The 16,663-nt window shown below is 75.1% G+C and carries 19 protein-coding genes; 10 read left to right on the top strand and 9 right to left on the bottom strand.

Annotated elements, in window-relative coordinates:
- Positions 1 to 355: 355 nt before the first annotated feature.
- Positions 356 to 523, top strand: coding sequence for a hypothetical protein (locus tag ACFCLZ_RS27355; protein ID WP_380280193.1), 168 nt, complete (start codon positions 356 to 358; stop codon positions 521 to 523).
- Positions 524 to 587: 64 nt separating this feature from the next.
- Here ACFCLZ_RS27355 and ACFCLZ_RS27350 read toward each other — a convergent pair whose 3' ends face one another.
- Entirely contained in the window at positions 588 to 1,268 is a 681-nt protein-coding gene (locus ACFCLZ_RS27350) for a hypothetical protein (protein ID WP_380280191.1), read from the bottom strand.
- Positions 1,269 to 1,359: 91 nt separating this feature from the next.
- Between ACFCLZ_RS27350 and ACFCLZ_RS27345 the strand changes: the two genes are divergently transcribed.
- From ACFCLZ_RS27345 to ACFCLZ_RS27325, 5 genes are all read left to right on the top strand, one after another.
- Entirely contained in the window at positions 1,360 to 1,554 is a 195-nt protein-coding gene (locus ACFCLZ_RS27345; RefSeq protein WP_380280190.1) for a DUF397 domain-containing protein, read from the top strand.
- 76 nt (positions 1,555 to 1,630) lie between these two features.
- On the top strand, positions 1,631 to 2,221 hold the full coding sequence (locus tag ACFCLZ_RS27340; RefSeq protein ID WP_380280188.1) for a hypothetical protein: 591 nt from the start codon (positions 1,631 to 1,633) through the stop codon (positions 2,219 to 2,221).
- A 32-nt stretch (positions 2,222 to 2,253) separates the two neighbouring features.
- Positions 2,254 to 2,991 (top strand): NUDIX domain-containing protein, encoded by a 738-nt coding sequence (locus ACFCLZ_RS27335; RefSeq protein WP_380280186.1) that lies wholly within the window; start codon positions 2,254 to 2,256, stop codon positions 2,989 to 2,991.
- A 37-nt stretch (positions 2,992 to 3,028) separates the two neighbouring features.
- A complete protein-coding gene (locus tag ACFCLZ_RS27330; protein ID WP_380280185.1) occupies positions 3,029 to 3,403 on the top strand; it encodes a hypothetical protein in 375 nt (124 codons plus the stop codon).
- A gap of 62 nt (positions 3,404 to 3,465) precedes the next feature.
- Positions 3,466 to 4,536: a protein kinase family protein gene (locus tag ACFCLZ_RS27325; RefSeq protein WP_380280184.1), complete on the top strand. Its 1,071-nt coding sequence runs from the start codon at positions 3,466 to 3,468 to the stop codon at positions 4,534 to 4,536.
- A gap of 38 nt (positions 4,537 to 4,574) precedes the next feature.
- Here the strand turns inward: ACFCLZ_RS27325 and ACFCLZ_RS27320 are convergent, their stop codons facing one another.
- On the bottom strand, positions 4,575 to 5,756 hold the full coding sequence (locus ACFCLZ_RS27320) for a serine hydrolase domain-containing protein (RefSeq protein WP_380280183.1): 1,182 nt from the start codon (positions 5,754 to 5,756) through the stop codon (positions 4,575 to 4,577).
- 112 nt (positions 5,757 to 5,868) lie between these two features.
- On the opposite strand from ACFCLZ_RS27320, the gene ACFCLZ_RS27315 reads away from it, so the two are divergent.
- The 3 genes from ACFCLZ_RS27315 to ACFCLZ_RS27305 all read left to right on the top strand — a co-directional run bounded on the left by ACFCLZ_RS27315 (position 5,869) and on the right by ACFCLZ_RS27305 (position 8,352).
- Positions 5,869 to 7,026 carry a sensor histidine kinase gene (locus tag ACFCLZ_RS27315; RefSeq protein ID WP_380280181.1) on the top strand — a complete coding sequence of 386 codons (1,158 nt, stop codon included), beginning with the start codon at positions 5,869 to 5,871 and terminating at the stop codon, positions 7,024 to 7,026.
- The gene (locus ACFCLZ_RS27310) at positions 7,014 to 7,658 is read left to right on the top strand and encodes a LuxR C-terminal-related transcriptional regulator (protein WP_380280179.1); all 645 of its coding nucleotides are present in this window, start codon (positions 7,014 to 7,016) and stop codon (positions 7,656 to 7,658) included. The genes ACFCLZ_RS27315 and ACFCLZ_RS27310 overlap by 13 nt, the downstream gene beginning before the upstream one ends.
- A gap of 76 nt (positions 7,659 to 7,734) precedes the next feature.
- Entirely contained in the window at positions 7,735 to 8,352 is a 618-nt protein-coding gene (locus ACFCLZ_RS27305) for a TOPRIM nucleotidyl transferase/hydrolase domain-containing protein (protein ID WP_380280177.1), read from the top strand.
- A gap of 18 nt (positions 8,353 to 8,370) precedes the next feature.
- Here the strand turns inward: ACFCLZ_RS27305 and ACFCLZ_RS27300 are convergent, their stop codons facing one another.
- From ACFCLZ_RS27300 to ACFCLZ_RS27275, 6 genes are all read right to left on the bottom strand, one after another.
- Positions 8,371 to 8,889 carry a hypothetical protein gene (locus ACFCLZ_RS27300; protein ID WP_380280176.1) on the bottom strand — a complete coding sequence of 173 codons (519 nt, stop codon included), beginning with the start codon at positions 8,887 to 8,889 and terminating at the stop codon, positions 8,371 to 8,373.
- A 197-nt stretch (positions 8,890 to 9,086) separates the two neighbouring features.
- Positions 9,087 to 9,635 carry a Uma2 family endonuclease gene (locus tag ACFCLZ_RS27295; RefSeq protein WP_380280174.1) on the bottom strand — a complete coding sequence of 183 codons (549 nt, stop codon included), beginning with the start codon at positions 9,633 to 9,635 and terminating at the stop codon, positions 9,087 to 9,089.
- A gap of 84 nt (positions 9,636 to 9,719) precedes the next feature.
- Positions 9,720 to 10,484 carry a hypothetical protein gene (locus ACFCLZ_RS27290; RefSeq protein ID WP_380280172.1) on the bottom strand — a complete coding sequence of 255 codons (765 nt, stop codon included), beginning with the start codon at positions 10,482 to 10,484 and terminating at the stop codon, positions 9,720 to 9,722.
- Between the two features lie 187 nt (positions 10,485 to 10,671).
- Positions 10,672 to 11,709 (bottom strand): TolB family protein, encoded by a 1,038-nt coding sequence (locus ACFCLZ_RS27285; RefSeq protein WP_380280170.1) that lies wholly within the window; start codon positions 11,707 to 11,709, stop codon positions 10,672 to 10,674.
- Positions 11,706 to 13,061, bottom strand: coding sequence for an MFS transporter (locus tag ACFCLZ_RS27280; protein WP_380280168.1), 1,356 nt, complete (start codon positions 13,059 to 13,061; stop codon positions 11,706 to 11,708). The genes ACFCLZ_RS27285 and ACFCLZ_RS27280 overlap by 4 nt, the downstream gene beginning before the upstream one ends.
- Before the next feature lie 5 nt (positions 13,062 to 13,066).
- Positions 13,067 to 13,978, bottom strand: a complete 912-nt coding sequence (locus ACFCLZ_RS27275) for an alkaline phosphatase family protein (protein ID WP_380280166.1) — start codon at positions 13,976 to 13,978, stop codon at positions 13,067 to 13,069.
- Between the two features lie 582 nt (positions 13,979 to 14,560).
- On the opposite strand from ACFCLZ_RS27275, the gene cobC reads away from it, so the two are divergent.
- Entirely contained in the window at positions 14,561 to 16,033 is a 1,473-nt protein-coding gene (cobC, locus tag ACFCLZ_RS27270; protein ID WP_380286299.1) for an Rv2231c family pyridoxal phosphate-dependent protein CobC, read from the top strand.
- Positions 16,034 to 16,043: 10 nt separating this feature from the next.
- Here cobC and ACFCLZ_RS27265 read toward each other — a convergent pair whose 3' ends face one another.
- A complete protein-coding gene (locus tag ACFCLZ_RS27265) occupies positions 16,044 to 16,616 on the bottom strand; it encodes a hypothetical protein (protein ID WP_380280164.1) in 573 nt (190 codons plus the stop codon).
- Positions 16,617 to 16,663: the final 47 nt, after the last annotated feature.

Here is a 16,663-nt window from a genome sequence, read left to right as displayed (position 1 = left end):
ACGCACAGGGCTTGCGCAGCGCACCCGGAATCCCCCGGTCGGACCAGCAGCCGGGTTGTCTGGTGGTGCCCGGCCGGCGCACTCCCTGCATCACCTCAACCCGAGGAGATCCCCATGAGCTCGGTTCTGCTCGCCAGGCCCGTTTCCCGGACCCAGCCCACCGCGAAGCCCGAGACCGATACTCTTCGTGACAGGGAGCGTGAGGCGAGCGCCCGCACCTGCCCGGTGTGCGGGTCGACGTCCACGTTCCAGACGATGGACGGCCGGTGGGGCTGCACCCAGTGCGGCTCGACCTGGTCCTGAGAGCCGCGAGGACGCCATGGCTGTTTGTGCCGAGTGCCGCACCACTCCGGCGGTGATCGAGGATCTCGACGTGCAGCCGCCGAAACCATGGTGTCTCGACTGCGCGACCGCCCTGGTGCGCGCCGGCGACCCCGTGATGGCGTACCGCCCGCTCGATGAAGAGGACGCCTACCGGCGCGTGCTGGCGGGCGGCAGCACCCAGGCGCTGCCGTTCCGCTGAACGGCAGCGCCATCGCCCGTCCTCCGCGGCCCCCGACCGGACTTGCCGGTCGGGGGCCGGCTGCTCACTCCGCCTTCCAGCCGTGGGCGTACGCGATGTGCAGGGTGCCCGGGCCGGTCCTCCGCCGCTGCGGGCGGCCGAACCTGGGGCCGTCGTCGTCCAGCGTGACGCAGTCGTGCGAGCCCGGGTACTCCAGGGCGCGGGCCGGGCCGTCCGTCACCAGGGAGTGCACCAGCGAGCCGGTGGTCCGGAGCGCCTCGGCGCTGCCGGTCAGGAAGAGCGTCTCCGCCGCGAATCCGAACCGCAGCTCGTCGCGCCAGCCCGCGTGGTGCCTCGGCTCGTGGTCGAGTTCCTCGTACTTCCGAAAGTCGGTCTCCGGGATCTCCGCGGTGTGCGGCCTCCCCGCGCCCAACCGCCCCCGCACCGCCTTCCACCGCGACGGGGGGAACCCCAGGCTGTGCTGCACCAGCACCAGGTCCAACGCCACCGGCGACCGCCGCCACTCGCCGATCCCCTTCGGCCCCTCGCGCCCCGCCTTCAGCGGCAGGTACACCAGCGACCGTCGCGACCGCGCGGCCAGCCCCACCGCCGCCGCCAGGCTCTCCGCCGCCGTCCGGTCCACGTACATGTCCAGCGACCAGCCGTGGTCGTACAGCACGGCGCGCCCCGACCGGGAGCCCGCCTTCACCACCCGGTACTCCTCGCCACCGTGCCGGACCCGGTGGACTGTGGTGCTCAACTTCACCGGACAGTCGTATCCCATCCGTACGCGCCCTGTCCCCCGCGTTTCCGACCACCTACCGTGGACCGGGAGTCCACGGAAGGAGTCCGCGACGATGTCCGGTACCCACTGGCGCAGGAGCACCTACAGCAGCAACGGCGGTCAGTGCCTCGAAGTCGCCGACGGCCACCCCGGCGTCGTCCCCGTCCGCGACTCCAAGGACCCGGCCGGTCCCGCCCTGCTCTTCCCCGCCGACGCCTGGCGCGCCTTCGTCACCGCCGTCAAGGCCGACGAGTTCGACCTCCTCTAATCGGAGGCGGTCCGCGCGGCTCCTGTGCTGTACTTCGCACGCCCCGTTCGCCCGCGCCCCAGGAGCCGACCGCCCGATGAGCGCCACCTGTCCGCAGTGCTCCGCCTCGGACCAGTCCGTCGCCGTCCCGCACGCCCTCGCGCCCGCCGCCCGGCCGCCGCTCGACGAGGTGGCCCGCGTCCAGCTCCTCCCGCCGCCCGCACCGCAGCCGGGCCGGCTCCGGCTGAACGGCGGCACGATCACCTGCTACGCGCTCGCCGGCGTCTTCACCCTGCTCGCCGTCCTCTCCCTGCTCGGCAACCGTGACGCCGAGCAGCTCGACGGCGCAGAGCCCGCCTACGTGGCCGGCTACCTCATCGGCCCGTTCCTGATCCCCTTCCTGCTCCTCCTCATAGCGGTGGTCCTGCACGCCGTCTCCCGCAAGGGCCAGCGCCGCCGCTTCACCGAGACCCTCCCCGCTCAGCAAGCCCTTTGGCAGCGCCACCACTTCGTCTGGCAGGCCGCCTGGCTCTGCCACCGCTGCCGGGTCGCCTTCTTCCCTCCGGCCGTGCTGCGCCCCGACGTCGCCGCCTCCCCGCCGATCCCGCTCGACCAGTTCCCGCTCTGGGTGACGACCGCCTCCGACCGGACCTACGGCTCCCCGACACCTCCCGTCGCGCCGACCTGACCCGCAGGGCCCGTTCCTGCTTCCATGGGCGGATGCCCGAGACACCCGTGCCGCTCCTCCCGCCGCCCGCCGAGGTGCTCGGCGTCCGCCGCATCCGGCTCGTCGAAGTGCCCGCCCCCCGCCTGACCGCCGAGGAGCGGCGGGAACGGGACCGCGCCTGGGCGGAGATGGTCCTGGCCAATCCCACGCTCTTCGACGGCCCGGTGGTCGCGTGCGCGGGCACCTCGTGGCCGCGCCCCGGCGAGCTCCACGTGTTCTGGTTCCACATGACGTACCGCCACTACGCGCTCCGCCGCGTCACCAGCTCCACCGCCCCCACCGCCTCCCTCTCGGTCAGCGTCCTCCAACCGACCGACGACGGCCGCCTGCTCGTCGGCCGGATGTCCCCCTCCACGGCCGCGCCCGGACGCTGGCAACCGCCCGGCGGCGGCGTCGAACCCCCGCCCGACGGCGAGCGCCTCGACCTCGCCGCCCTGCGCCGCAACGCCGTCCGGGAGCTGGCCGAGGAGACCGGAGTGGCCGCCACCCCGGGCGAGTTGGCGCTCTGGGCGGTCACCCGGGGCCGGTACGGCAGCGTCGGCGTGCTCTTCCTCGCCCCGCCGCTGCCCGAGCCGGTGCTGCGCGAGCGCTTCGGTGCCCTCGCGCCGCCCGAACGGGAACTGGTCGAGCTGGCCTTCGTCCGCTCCCCCGCCGACCTGCCGGGCCTGCCCGGCCCGCACGCCGACTACCTGTCCCCCGTCCTCCACCGCTTCGCCCGCCTCCGGCCGTAGGGGTCCGGCGGGTGCCGGAGGCGGGCAGAATGGGGGCATGGAGCACGGCACGCTGCCCGCCCAAGTCCCTTGGCACGAAACAGACTCGGGGGCCTTTCCCCATGCCGCCCGGGTCGGCGGGCGGTGGTGGGTCCTGCGGCTCAACGGCTTCCCCGACCATCCGCTCTACACCCTGTTCATCGACGGCGAGGTCCGCTGCGACCTGGAGGAAGCCCCGGCCACCTGGCGGCTGTCGGGCCGGGGCGCGCGCCCCGTCCTGGGCGCACCGGAGCGTACGGAGGTGCTCCGTCTCATGGCCGGCCTCGGCCCGTACGGCGCCGAGGCCGGCACCCCGTGCACGGGCGACTGGTGCACCTGCGCCGCCCTCACGGACGAGTACGCCGCCCGGCTCACCGGCGCTCCACCGCCCTGAACGGTCCGCCGGCCGGGACGGCATCGCCTACGGTGGGACGGTCACCGAGCGAGGAGTTGGCGATGCGTCACGTCGAAGGGGCGCCGGACCCGGCCCGGCTCGCCGCCCACGGGGCCGTGGCGGGCCGGCTGTCGCTGCTGAGCGACCGGCGGCTCGGGGAGGTCGTGGCGTCCGCTCCCCGGCTCGGGTCCGGCATCGGGGGGACGTCGGCGGCCCTGGAGGTCGACGGGACGCGGGTGTTCGTCAAGAAGGTGCCGCTGACGGACCTCGAACTCCGGCCGGAGCACGTCCGCTCCACGGCGAACCTCTTCGGCCTGCCCGTCTTCTACCAGTACGGGATCGGCTCGGCCGGGTTCGGCGCCTGGCGGGAGCTGGCCGTCCACACCATGACCACCCACTGGGTCCTGGACGGGGCGTACGACGGCTTCCCGCTGATGTACCACTGGCGCGTCCTGCCCGACACCGCACCCGAGGGCTTCACGGACTTCCTCGGCGGCGTCGACGGCGCCGTCGCCCACTGGGAGGGCTCCCCCGCCGTACGCGCGCGGCTGGAGGCCATCGGCCGGGCCGCGCACAGTCTGGTGCTCTTCCTGGAGCACGTGCCGCAGACGCTCGCCGCCCACCTGGACCGGGACGCGGCCCCGTACGGGTGGGCGGAGGAGGCCGTGGCGCGGGGCGCGGCGTTCATGCGCTCGCGCGGGCTCGTGCACTTCGACGCCCACTTCGACAACCTCCTCACGGACGGCTCGCGGATCTACTTCGCGGACTTCGGGCTCGCCCTGAGCGAGGACTTCGAACTCTCGCCGGAGGAACGGCGGTTCCTCGCCCACCACCGGGCCTACGACCGCGACTACACCGCGGCCCACCTGCTCCGCCACCACCTCCTCAGCCGCTACCGGGGCGACACGGGGGCGGCCGCCTTCCTGGAGCAGTGGCTCGCGGGCCGGCGGCCCGACGGCGTCCCCCCGGAGGTCGCGGCCGTCGTCGACCGGCACGCCCGGACCGCCGTCGTCCTGGACGGCTTCCAGCGCCGGCTCCTCACCGAGAGCAAGCTGACGCCGTACCCGGCCGCCGAACTCGACCGCGTCACGGCGGGAACGGCAGGAACGGCAGGAACGACGAGCGCGGAGTAGGAAGTCGGCCCCGCCGACTTCCTACTCCGCCCCCCGGGCTACGAGCGCGTGGCCGGACGCCCGCACAGGGCGTCGTCGACGAGCCTGCTCATGGCCTGCTCCACGCGCAGGACGTCGTCCTCGGAGGGGGCGTGGACGCCCGACAACGAGACCGTGACGCTGCGCCGGCCGTCGGCGGTGACGGCGGAGGCGGTGATCCAGCCCGCGTCGCCGCCCTCGTGGCCCCAGTACCTCCCGCCGCAGGAGAGCGGGCGCGAGAAGAGCCCCAGACCGTCCCGGGCGCGCGGCATGAGCTTCCTGAACTCCTTGCTCACCGGGACGGTCCTCTTCATCTGCGCCAGCTGCGCCGGCGGCAGGAGCCGGCCGCCGAGCAGGGCGCCGAAGAACCGGTCGAGGTCGGCGGTGGTGGAGACGAGGCCGGCCTCCCCGTTGGTGCCCGGGCCGACCTGCTCGGTGACGTCCACCGCCGGCTCGCCGGCCTTGAAGCTCTGGTAGGTCCGCGCGTGCGGCCGGGGCAGCGTGGGGGACGTCCCCGGCCAGAAGGTGTGGTCGAGGCCGAGCGGCCGGACGATCCGGTCCCGGACCTCCGCGTGCCAGGGCTGCCCGGTGACCCGCTCGATGATCATGCCGAGCAGCACGTAGCCGGTGTTGCCGTAGCTCCAGTGCTCACCGGGACGGAAGTCCGGGCGGTGGCCCATCGCCCGGGCGACGGTCTGCTCGGGCGTGTAGCTGTCGTACCGGTGCTGCCGGAAGTCGTCCGCCGAGATGTAGTCCGGGTAGTCGTCGTGGAGGCCGCCGGTGTGCTGGAGCAGGTGGCGGACGGTGATCGCGCCGCCGTCGTTGCCGTTCCCGGACACCACGCCGGGCAGCCACCGCTCGACCGAATCGTCCAGCGAGAGCCTGCCGTCGCCGACGAGTTGCAGGACCACGGTGGCCACGAAGGACTTGGTGACGCTGGCGATCCGGAAGTGGCCGTCCGCGGAGACCGGCCGCGGGTCCGTCAGGTCGGCGACGCCGCTGACGGCGGTCACGTTCCCGCCGTCGGAGGTGGCCAGGCGGGCCTGCACGCCCGTCACGCCGAGGGCGGTGATCGCGTCGGCGTCGCGTTGGAGGCGTGCCTGCGGCCGCTCGGCGGCCGTCGCGCCGGGCACGGTGGTGGAGAGGGTCGCGGTCACGATGGCGGCCAGGGCCAGGCTCCGCGTGAGGGATCGGATCGTCATGGTCGTCGACCGTAGGTCCGGCCGGGGTGCACAGGCGCTACCGCCCACGGGCGGGAAAAGAGGGTGGCGGGCTGTAGTGCCGGGCCGTTCGCGATGGCTCAGACTTGCCCGAATGAACCATCATGGGCCGGGTCGGCTTTCGGCGTTGTGGCGCGCGCTGGGCTATCTCCTGGGAAGCCTGGCGACCGCCGCGGTCGCCCTGGCCGCGCTGCCCGTCCTCGTCGTCGTGCCGAGGACGGCGCGCGCGTGGGCGTCCTGGCACCGTCGCCGCGCCGAGCGGCTGCTGCGCGAGCCGGGTTCGGGGCCCGTCCGGGTCGGCGCGTGGCGGGTGCTCGGGTGGCTCGGCGCCTGCGTCGTGAGCGGGCCCGCGTTCGGGCTGGTCGCGGTGCTGTGCGCGGGCAACGCGGTGACCACGGCCGTCACGGTGCCGCTCTGGTGGGCGCTGCCCGCCGGTACCCGCGCGGGCGGCTTCGGCGCCGGGGTCCCGCTGACCGGGTGGGGCACGGCGCTGACCCTGGGGACCGCGCAGTTCCTCGCCTTCGCGGCCCTGACCGTCTGGCTGGTCCCCCTGCTGGCACGCCTGCACGCCCGGACCTGTGTGGCGCTGCTGTCCCCCTCGGCCGCCGCGCGACTGGCGCGGCGGGTGGAGACGCTGACCGAGAGCCGGGCCGGAGCCATGAACGCGCACGGCCTGGAACTGCGCCGGATCGAACGCGACCTGCACGACGGCACCCAGGCCCGGCTGGTGGCCATCGCGATGCGGCTGGGCCTGGCCCGTCAGGTGCAGGGCGAGGACCCGGTGATGCTGGCCAGGCTCCTGGAGGAGGCGCACGAGAGCACCGAGGAGGCCATGGCGGAACTGCGGGCGGTGATCCGGACGATCTATCCGCCGATCCTCGCCGACCGCGGCCTCACCGGGGCGCTGACCGCCCTGGGGGCCCGGTCCGCGATCGACACCACCCTCGACATCGGCGGCCTCGGCACGATCCCCGCCGCGGTCGAGACGGTGGCGTACTTCACGGTCTCCGAGGCGCTCACCAACGCCGCCAAGCACAGCCGGGCCACCCGGACCACCGTCCGGGTGGCCCGCGACGGCGACCGGCTGTCGATCGGGGTCGCCGACGACGGAGTCGGCGGCGCGGACGAGGCGCTGGGCACCGGAATCGCCGGAATCCGCCAGCGCGTCCTGGCGCTCGACGGCACCGTCCACCTCCACAGCCCCGGCGGCGGCCCGACCACGATCACCGTGAGCCTGCCGTGCGGGTCGTGATCGCCGAGGACAACGTCCTGCTCTCCAGCGGGCTGGAACTCCTGCTGACCGCCGCCGGCTTCCACGTCGCCGCGATCGCCGAGGACGCCCCCGGCTTCGTCGACGCCGTCGCCGAACACCGCCCGGACGTCACCATCGTCGACGTCCGGCTGCCGCCGTCCTTCCGCGACGAGGGCATCCACGCCGCCATCCACGTCCGCCGCCTCCACCCCGGCCTGCCCGTGCTCGTCCTCTCCCAGTACGTCGAGCAGCAGTACGCCGGCGAGCTGGTCTCCGACGGCCGCGGCGGCGTCGGCTACCTGCTCAAGGACCGGGTGAGCCGGGTGAGCGAGTTCATCGACGCGCTGCGGCGGGTCGCCGCCGGCGGCACCGTCATGGACCCCGAGGTGATCGGCCAGCTCCTCACCCGCCCCGCCCACGACCCGATCGCCGCCCTCACCCCGCGCGAACGCGAAGTCCTGTCCCTGATGGCGGAGGGGAAGGACAACGCGACGCTCGCGGCCCGGCTCGTCATCACCGAGAACGCCGTCCACAAGCACATCGGCAACATCTTCGCCAAGCTCGGCCTCTCCCCCGCCGACAGCGGCCACCGGCGCGTCCTCGCCGTCCTCACCTACCTCAGCCGTCGCTGACGCGGTGGGGCGCAGCGGCGGCGAGGGAGGGGAAAATGGCGGGCCGGGCGGCTCGGACGAGGGCAGAATCGGCCCCATGGTGGACATGGAGGCGTTCCGGGACGCGGTCACGGACTGGGCGGCGGGTGGTCCCGGCGGGGCGGCGGGGGAGCTCGCCGGGCGGCTGGGGGTGCGGACGGCGGTGCTGGTGGAGGGGCCGAGCGACCTCGCGGCCGTCGAGACGCTGGCCGCGCGCCGGGGCCGGGACCTGGCCGCCGAGGGGGTGTGCGTCGTCTCGATGGGCGGGGCGATGAACGTCGCCCGCTATGCGGGCCTGCTCGGGCCGCCCGGACTGGGGCTGCGGCTGGCCGGGCTCTGCGACGAGAACGAACAGGGCTTCTACCAGCGGGGGTTGGAGCGGGCGGGTGCGCCGGGCGAGGGCTTCTTCGTGTGCGTGTCGGACCTCGAGGAGGAGCTGATCCGCGCGTTGGGCGTGGCGGGGGTGGAGGAGATCGTCGAGGCCGAGGGCGACCTGCCCGCCTGGCAGACCTTCGTCCGGCAGCCCGCACACCAGGGCGGGGTGCCGGAGCGGCAGTTGCGGCGGTTCCTGGGGACGAAGAAGGGGCGGAAGATCCGTTACGGGCATCTGCTGGTCGGGGCGCTGGACGCCGGGCGGGAGCCGGCGCCGCTGCGCGAGCTGCTCGCGGCGCTGTGAGCCGGGCGGCGGCGCGGGTCAGAACTCGACGGCGTCCAGGTGGTAGGTGGTGTCGACCGCGAAGCCGCCCGCGTCGGCCTTGATGGAGAGCACGTACTGGCCGGGGGCCAGCGGGTCGAGGGCGCACCACAGGCCCCAGGCGACGCGCGGGATGCCGGTGGCCAGGAAGCGCTTGGAGGCGAACTCGTGCACCTTCAGGGGGACGCCGTTGAGGGTCGCCTCGGCCGCGGAGGCCTCGACGCGCCACGGTGCGGAGGAGAGGCCGAGGGCGATGCGCTGGGTGTTGAAGACCGGGAAGAAGACCGGCTTCCCGGCGGCGATCGGGCAGCGGCGCACGACGCGGCCGCCGTAGGTGCCGGCGAGGAACCAGACGTCGGAGGGCTGCCGCCAGCCGGCGAACTCGCCGGTGGTGTCGGCGACCGGGCTGCGCTCCATCGGGGCGGACAGCGCCCACTTCCACCAGCGTGCCGCGAGCGCCGCGCCCCGGCGGGGGTCCACGGTGTCGGCACCGGTCTCGGGGGAGGCCGCCTCGCCCACGTCAGCTCCTTCGGGTCCATCCGCGCACCGCACATCGGCCCGCGCAGCGACCCTATCCGGTGGCGGCCGGGCCCTCCCGCGCGGGAGGCCCCGGGGTCCCGGGCCTCCAGGCGGCGGACGGTGAGCTCGTCCCGGTCGGCCACGCCGTCCCGGCGGACGACCGCGGCGGCGCCCTACGACTCGTCGTAGGGGTTGGCTCAGCGGCTGTAGTTCTTGAGGACCTCGGTGTCCAGGACGACGCCCAGGCCGGGAAGTTCCACCCGCTCCCCGTAGTCGTAGCTCCGGATCTCGCGGTAGCGGCCCTTGACCGGCTCGCTGTGGACGGTCACGGTGTCGCTGTCGCGGTCGACCAGCAGGTAGCCGGGGATACCGCTCTCCGCGTACGCCCGGGGCTTCTTGACGCGGTCGCGTTCGTCGGCCCGCCGGTCGAACGACGTGACCTCGGCGACCAGCAGGACGCCGCCCGCGTCGGCCCACTCGCCCTGGCCCGCGAAGTACTCCGCCGGCGCGAGGGTGCCGTCCGGGCGCGCGTCGCCGTTCTCGTAGGACGGGATGCGCAGCCCTTGTTCGGCGAAGAGCCAGAGGTCGGGGCGCTGCTGCAGGCAGATCCGCTGAAGCCACGCAATGATCTGACCGTGGTCGCCGTCGGGCACGGGCTTGACTCCGATTTCACCGTCGATGAACTCGAGCGCGATGTCTTGGAGCGCTGCGGCCTCGGCGATGGACTCGAACGCCTCAAGGCTCATTTGCGGCCGGTCATGGGTGATCACGGCTTCTCCCTCTCTGCAGGCTCCTTCGAGGTACAGCAGCCACCGTACGCCAGCAGGCGATCAGCCGGTGGCGCGGACGTAGATGTCGGCGGCGCCGGGGAGGCCGACGGGGTCGGGGGCGACGTAGATGCGGCGGGCGCGGGTGGGGGTGACGGCGGGGTTGACGGTGGGGGTGGGGTCGGCGGTGGGGGTCGGGGTGGGCGAGGGGGTGTCCTCGGGGGCGGGGGTGGGGTCGGCGACCGGGGCGACGTGTTCGGCGGGTTCCGAGGGGGTGGGCTCGGGCTCCGCGGTGGGGGCGGGGGTCTCGTCGGGGAGGGCGGAGGGGGACGGCGTCGACGTCGGCGACGGGGAGGCGGACGGGGAGGCGGACGGGGACGGCGAGGCGGACGGGTCGGGCACGCCGACCTCGTGCGCCTGGGCCGGTTCGTCGCCGCCGAGGGCCTCGGCGAGGTCGGCGGGCAGCGGGGCGAGGGCCCCGGGGGCGGCCAGGTCGTAGGTGCGCAGGAAGTCGCCGATGCCGACCTCGCGCCCGCCGGCCAGCCGGTAGTGCAGGTAGGCGACGGGCAGGCCGTCCGGGGTGCGCGTGTAGACGGCGCCGACCGGGACGTAGTAGCGGCCCGCGCCCGGGTGCTGGGAGGGGTGGAGGCCGGCCAGCAGTTCGGCCCGGTCGCGGTCGGTCTCGACGGCGCCGCGGCCGACGGTGAGGGCGTTGACGCCCCGGACGGCCAGGGCGGCCAGCACCGACACGAAGACCACCAGCCCGATCGCGACGGTGCGGCGCAGCACGGGTCTGCCGTGCAGCGCCGGCCACGAGTCGCTGGGCACGCGTTCCGGCGACAGCCCTCGATCGGGCCCTCGTTGCCTCACTGTTCCTGCTCCCCCGGTCAGTCGTCGTGGCGGCCCGGCGCTGAGCGGCCACTCATAGTGCTCGACGTGGACCCTACGCTCCGAGTTCCGCGCGGGACCACCCGGCCCGGCCGGCCCCGTCCGCCCGGCCGCCGCGCCGGTCCCGTCAGCCCAGGTACGCCGGGGCGACCGCCGCGTCGAGCAGCCGCCGGGCGGAGCCGGTGCCGTCGGCGGGGACGGTCCACAGGTCGGCGCCGAAGTCGCCGGGCATGGCGTACAGCAGGGTGTGGTCGTCGGACCAGACGGCCTGGTCGTCGATGCTGCGCTGTTCGGCGGTGGGGGTCTCGGTCATGGTGGCGAGGTCCAGGACGTACAGGCGCCAGGGGGCGTCCTCGGAGGCGCCGGGCATGCGCTTCTTGTAGGCGAGCCGGGTGCCGTCCGGGGAGAGCGAGGGGCACTCGACGTTCTGGTGGAGGGTGGTGAGGGTGCGGGCGCCGAGGTCGCCGCGGACCAGGTAGGTCTGGCCGCCGGTGGCGGCGGTGGCGTAGAAGGCGTTGTCGTCGACGAAGGTCACGCCCCAGATGTTGACGTCGGGCGAGCGGTACGGCCTGCCGTCCTTGATCACGTCGAACTCCTCCAGGTTCTCCCGGAGGTTCCAGTCCCGGACGTCGACGATCGAGGTGCGGGTGGAGAAGTCGGTGCCCGCGTAGGAGTCGCCGCTGACGAAGACGGTCCAGGCGGCGAGGTGGCCGGAGGGCGAGACCCGGGAGCGGGTGGGGACGCCGGCGGCCGGGAAGGAGCGCAGTTCGCGCAGGTGGTCGTCGAGGACGACGGCCCGGTAGGTGTCCTGGAGGGCGCCGCGGTCGGCCCGCAGGCAGATGCCGGTGCCGGCGGCGGCGTAGAAGCGCAGGCACTGGACGCCGGAGGAGGTGCGCGGGCCGTCGGGGTGGTCGGCGGGGACGGTGGCGATCTCGTCGCGGTGCGGACCCCAGGCCATGTTGCGAAAGAGCAGCTGCCGGGCGGCGGGGGCCTCGAGGGTGACCTCGCCGGGGGTCACGACGGGGCCGCCGGCCTGGACGCGGTCGCGTTCGGCGGAGCGGTCGGCGGCCCACAGCACGGCGCCGGTGCCGACCGCGCCGAGCAGGACGACGGCGACCAGCAGGATCAGCAGCCGGGTGCGGTCGCGGAGGGGGGCGGTGGTCACTGGGGCACCTCGGGGTCGGAGGGGTCGACAACGGCGGGCTCGCGCAGGACGAACGCCGCCCCGGTGACGCAGCCGGCCAGCGCCAGCGCCGACCAGGTCAGCGCGGTGGTGCCGCCGACGGCGCTCCACAGCGCGCCGAACGCCAGCGAGCAGGCGAACCGGGCGAGCGCCTGCCCGGTGCCGACCAGGGCGAGTCCGGCGCCGCGCTGTCCGGCGGGGACGGTGTCGGCCGCGGCGGCGGCGAGCACGCCGTCGGTGGCGGCGTAGAAGGCGCCGTGCAGCACCAGCACGCAGACCACCACCGGCAGCCCGTCGAACGGGGAGAGCAGCAGCCCGTAGGCGAGCAGCAGGACGCCGTGGCCGGCCAGGAACAGCCGGCGGCGGCCGATCCGGTCGGCGAGCGCGCCGAGCGGGACGGCGAGCAGCAGGAAGGCGCCGGCGGTGCCGAGCGGGAGCAGCGGGAAGTACTCGGTGGCGAGGCCGAGCCGGCGCTGTACGAGCAGGTAGAGGAAGGAGTCGCTGACGGTGGTGAGGCCGAGCAGCACGGCGCACACGGTGAGCCGGCGCAGCCCGGGGATGCGCAGCAGCGCGAGTCCGTCCCGCAGCCGGGGGTGCGCGGTCGACGGGTCGTCGGCTTGGAGGCGGTTCGGCACGAAGAGCAGCAGGACGAGCACGCCGAGCACCGCGACGCACGCGCTGACCGCGAACACCGCGTGGTAGCCCTGCTGTTGGCCGCCGTCGGCGAGCAGCGGGCCGCCGGCCGTCCGCAGCACCAGGAAGGCGGTGAGCGGTCCGAGCAGCGCGCCGGCCGTGTCCATCGCCCGGTGGACGCCGAACGCCCGTCCGCGGTGGGCGGGTTCGGTGGCGAGCGAGATCATCGCGTCGCGCGGGGCGGTGCGCAGGCCCTTGCCGGTGCGGTCGACGGCGAGCACGGCGCCGATCAGCGGCACGGTGTGGGCGAGCAGCAGCAGCGGCTTGCAGAGCGCCGACAGGCCGTAGCCGACGGCGGCGACGGCCTTGTGCCGGGGGGCGCCGTCGCGCCCGCGCCGGTCGGCGAGGTGGCCGCCGGCCAGTCGGACGACGGCGCTGAAGCCGTTCTGGATGCCGTCGAGCAGGCCGAAGCCGAGCGGGGACAGGCCGAGGCCGGTGAGCAGGTAGAGCGGCAGGACGGCGCTGACCATCTCGGAGGAGATGTCGGTGACCAGGCTGACCACGCCCAGGACCAGCACGGTGCCGGGGACGGCCGCCCGCGCTGCCCGGCCGGTGGCGCCGTCGGCGGCCTCCCGCCGCCCCGGCCGGGTGGCGGCCGGGGCGGCGGGGGCCTTGGAGCTGCGGGAGTCCGCGACGTACACGGGCGTCAGTTCCAGATGCCGGTGATGGTGGCGGCGGTGGCGGCGTTGCCCGCGTGGGTGGTCAGGCCCGCGAGGTCCTCCAGCGTGCGCAGCACGTTGTAGTGGTTGTAGGTGGTGGCGGTGGTGGCGCCCGGGGTGACGTGGGCGCCGTAGAAGACGGTGGGGATGCGGTTGCCGGACAGCTTGTTGTCCTCGTCGAAGGTCATGACGAGGATGCTGTTGTTGTTCTTGGCCCAGGCGGCGTAGGCGCCGAGCTTGTTCTGGATCCAGGTGTCACCGGTGCCGACCGAGCAGTCGTGCATGTCGTTGCAGAGGTCCGGGACGACGAAGGAGACCTTCGGCAGGTTCGCGAAGTTCGTCGGGAACTGCGTCATGGTGAACGCGGTGTTGGTCGGCACGTTGCCGAAGCCGAACCACGGGTTGTGCTTCTGCGCGTACTTGCCGCTGGAACAGGTGGTCGAACCCTGGCTCGGCAGGCCCTCGTTGTAGCTGCCCCAGGTCTGGCCGGCGGCGATCAGCTCGGAGGCGAGGTTCGGCTGGTTGATGGAGCCGACCGGCACGCAACTGTCGTCGGTGCGGCCCTGGTTGGAGCCGGAGAACAGCTGGTAGTAGTTGGGCTCGCTGGGGTGGGTGAGCCCGAACGACTGGGTGAGGGTGGCGCCGCCGGCCTTCAGGGTGTTGTTGATGTACGGCGCGCTGGAGCTGCCGATCACCTGGGTGTAGGCGTGGTTCTCCATGACGACGACGACCACGTGGTCCGGGGTCGGCAGCCCGGCGGCCTGCGCGGTGGTGCCGGTGGCGGCCCAGAGGCCGAGCGAGCCGGCGACCAGGCCGAGGCCGGCGGCGGAGGCGGTGAGGGAACGGCGGCGGGGGCGGCGCGGGGCGGCGCCCCCGGTGGCGGGGGTCGTGGCGCTCATGTCAACAGTCTCCGGGGTTTCGGGCATGGTGTCCTCCGTGCGTCGGGGGCGGCCGGGCCGGGGAGGTGGCCCGGCCGCGCGGGAACTGCCGGGTGGGAGAGGACCGCCGAGCGGGGCACCGGCGGTTTCGGAGCGCCGCAAACAATAGGAGCGGCGCGGTGGCGCGGGCCCCGGCGGCCACATGACGAAAAGGCGAACAGCGATCGCTGGCCGAGGATCGCCCTCCGGCGTACGTCACGACCTTCGCGATTGACCCGTCCGTCACGGGCGTGGTGGGATTTCGGCGGCCCCCGGCGCCCGGTACCCGCCTGACCTGGGCGTTCCGGCCGACGGGCAGTGGCGGGTTTCGGCCGCTCCGAGCGGGCCGGCCGGGGCCGGTCGGCGCACGGCCCTCGGGCAGGTGTCGGGCGGGTGACGTGGAGAAATGGGACGTGGGCAGGGCGTGAGCGCGGCGTGAGGGGTCCGGACGGGAACGGTTCGCGGCACATCGGTTCCGGCGCGTTGGCCGATTCGGGTGACGGCGGGAGCGGCGACGGGGGCGACGACGGGGCCGGCGGCGGCGCGCGTCCGCTCGTCGTCGGGGTGGGCGTGCGCGGCTCGGCGACGGAGGCGGAGCTGCTGGAGCTGATCCGGCGGACGCTGGCCGCGGCCGGGCTGCCGTCCGGTGCCGTCGGCGCCCTCGCCACCCTCGCCGGCAAGGGCGGCCACCCCGCCGTCCGCGCGGCCGCGGCGGCCCTCGGCGTGCCGGTGGCCGAGTACCCGGCCGGGGCACTGGCCGCGGTCCCCGTGCCGAACCCGTCCGGCGTCGTCGGCGCCGCGGTCGGCACGGCCGGCGTGGCCGAGGCCGCGGCGCTGGCGGGAGCCGGCGGCGGGCGCGCCGAGCTCGTGGTCCCCAAACGGAAGTCGGCGGCCGCGACGGTGGCCGTCGCCCGTGCGCCCCGCCGTCCGCACGACCGACCGACCGAACCCAGGAGAGCAGCCGTGAGCCCCCACTCCCCCGTCGAGCAGTTCCCCGCCGGGCCCGACCTGCGCCACCACGGGGACGCCGAGGTGCGCGCCGACGGCGCCGGCCTGGTCGACCTCGCCGTCAACGTCCGCACCGGCACGCCCCCGGTGTGGCTGCGCGAACGCCTCGCCGCCACCCTCGCCGACCTCGCCGCCTACCCCGACGGCGCCGCCGCCCGGGCCGCGGTCGCCGGACGGCACGGCCGGCCGGTGGACGAGGTGCTCCTCACCTCGGGCGCCGCGGAGGCCTTCGTGCTGCTCGCCCGCGCACTGACGTCACGTCACATCGTGGTCGTGCACCCGCAGTTCACCGAACCGGAGGCCGCGCTGCGGGACGCCGGGCACCCGGTCCGGCGGGTCCTGCTCACCCCCGGGGAGGGCTTCCGGCTGACCGAGGGATCCGTGCCGGAGGAGGCCGACCTGGTCGTGCTCGGCAACCCCACCAACCCCACCTCCGTCCTCCACCCGGCCGCCGCCGTCGCCGCCCTGGCCCGGCCCGGCCGCACCCTGGTGATCGACGAGGCGTTCATGGACACCGTGCCCGGCGAGCGCGAGTCCCTGGCCGCCGTCAGGGACCTGCCCGGCCGGGTCGTCGTGCTGCGCAGCCTCACCAAGACCTGGGGGCTGGCCGGCCTGCGGATCGGCTACGTGCTCGGCCCGGCGCCGCTGATCGCCGCCCTGGCCGCGGCCCAGCCGCTCTGGCCGGTCTCCACCCCGGCGCTGGTCGCCGCCGAGGCCTGCTCCACCCCGGCCGCGCTCGCCGAGGCGGACTTGGCCGCGCACGAACTCGCCGTCCGGCGCGAGCACGTGGTGAAGGGCCTGGCGGCGTTCCCGGCCGTCCGGGTGCACGGCGAGCCCGCCGCCTCCTTCCTGCTGCTCGAACTCCCCGGCGCCGACGCCGTCCGCGCCCGGCTGCGCACCCTCGGCTTCGCCGTCCGCCGGGGCGACACCTTCCCCGGCCTCGGCCCGGACTGGCTGCGGGTGGCCGTACGGGACGAGGCCACCACGGACCGCTTCCTGGCCGCCCTGGCGGAGGCGCTCGCCGGCTGACGGCCCCCGGCTACTCGCAGATCCCCGGCTGCGCGGCCGGTTCGAGCAGCACCGGGTCGGCGAGGTAGCCGGGGGCGTCGAAGCGGAGCCGGTCGACGGCGGTGAGGGTCGCCCAGCCGGGCAGGACGGGAGGCCCCCAGCCGGCGCCCTGCGCGCCGGGCAGACCGGGCGGCAGGACCGGCGGCCGCCCGGTCTGCCAGGAGCGCCCGGCGAAGCGCAGGTGGCTGGTCTCGCAACGGGTGTTCCAGTCGAACGCGTAGGGAACGCCCACGGCGGCGGCCGGGCCGGGGTCCGCCGGGGTCGTACCGGGCGTCACCTCACGGTGCGGCGGCGGCAGGGTGGCGGTACCCGCCGTCGTCACCGCCGTCGCCGTCGCCAACCCGGGCACCGACCCGGGCGCCACCCCCGTCGCCGTGCGCCTGACCGTGACGGGGGCCGGCCGGCCGTCGTCGGCCCCCGAGGTCACCAGCACCACGGCCAGTGCCGTCCCGGCGGCCGCCACCACCGCCCAGCGGGCCGCCCAGGCCAACCGGCCGTCCGACCGCCCCTTCTCCCCGCCACCGAACTCCCCGTCCGCGCGCATCCCGGTCCCCTCCTCGGAGTCTCGTCCTGGTGGCGATGGGACCCCCG

This window comes from Kitasatospora purpeofusca (assembly GCF_042691725.1).
Classification (GTDB): Bacteria; Actinomycetota; Actinomycetes; order Streptomycetales; family Streptomycetaceae; genus Kitasatospora; species Kitasatospora purpeofusca_B.
This window is presented reverse-complemented; position numbering and strand designations above follow the sequence as displayed.

Coding starts and splice junctions, on each gene's coding strand:
- ACFCLZ_RS27320 (WP_380280183.1), bottom strand. CDS start 5,756: ATGACGATCCGATCCCTCACGCGGAGCCTGGCCCTGGCCGCCATCGTG.
- ACFCLZ_RS27345 (WP_380280190.1), top strand. CDS start 1,360: ATGTCCGGTACCCACTGGCGCAGGAGCACCTACAGCAGCAACGGCGGT.
- ACFCLZ_RS27325 (WP_380280184.1), top strand. CDS start 3,466: ATGCGTCACGTCGAAGGGGCGCCGGACCCGGCCCGGCTCGCCGCCCAC.
- ACFCLZ_RS27265 (WP_380280164.1), bottom strand. CDS start 16,616: ATGCGCGCGGACGGGGAGTTCGGTGGCGGGGAGAAGGGGCGGTCGGAC.
- ACFCLZ_RS27340 (WP_380280188.1), top strand. CDS start 1,631: ATGAGCGCCACCTGTCCGCAGTGCTCCGCCTCGGACCAGTCCGTCGCC.
- ACFCLZ_RS27335 (WP_380280186.1), top strand. CDS start 2,254: ATGCCCGAGACACCCGTGCCGCTCCTCCCGCCGCCCGCCGAGGTGCTC.
- ACFCLZ_RS27305 (WP_380280177.1), top strand. CDS start 7,735: ATGGTGGACATGGAGGCGTTCCGGGACGCGGTCACGGACTGGGCGGCG.
- ACFCLZ_RS27295 (WP_380280174.1), bottom strand. CDS start 9,635: ATGAGCCTTGAGGCGTTCGAGTCCATCGCCGAGGCCGCAGCGCTCCAA.
- ACFCLZ_RS27275 (WP_380280166.1), bottom strand. CDS start 13,978: ATGAGCGCCACGACCCCCGCCACCGGGGGCGCCGCCCCGCGCCGCCCC.
- ACFCLZ_RS27330 (WP_380280185.1), top strand. CDS start 3,029: ATGGAGCACGGCACGCTGCCCGCCCAAGTCCCTTGGCACGAAACAGAC.
- ACFCLZ_RS27315 (WP_380280181.1), top strand. CDS start 5,869: ATGAACCATCATGGGCCGGGTCGGCTTTCGGCGTTGTGGCGCGCGCTG.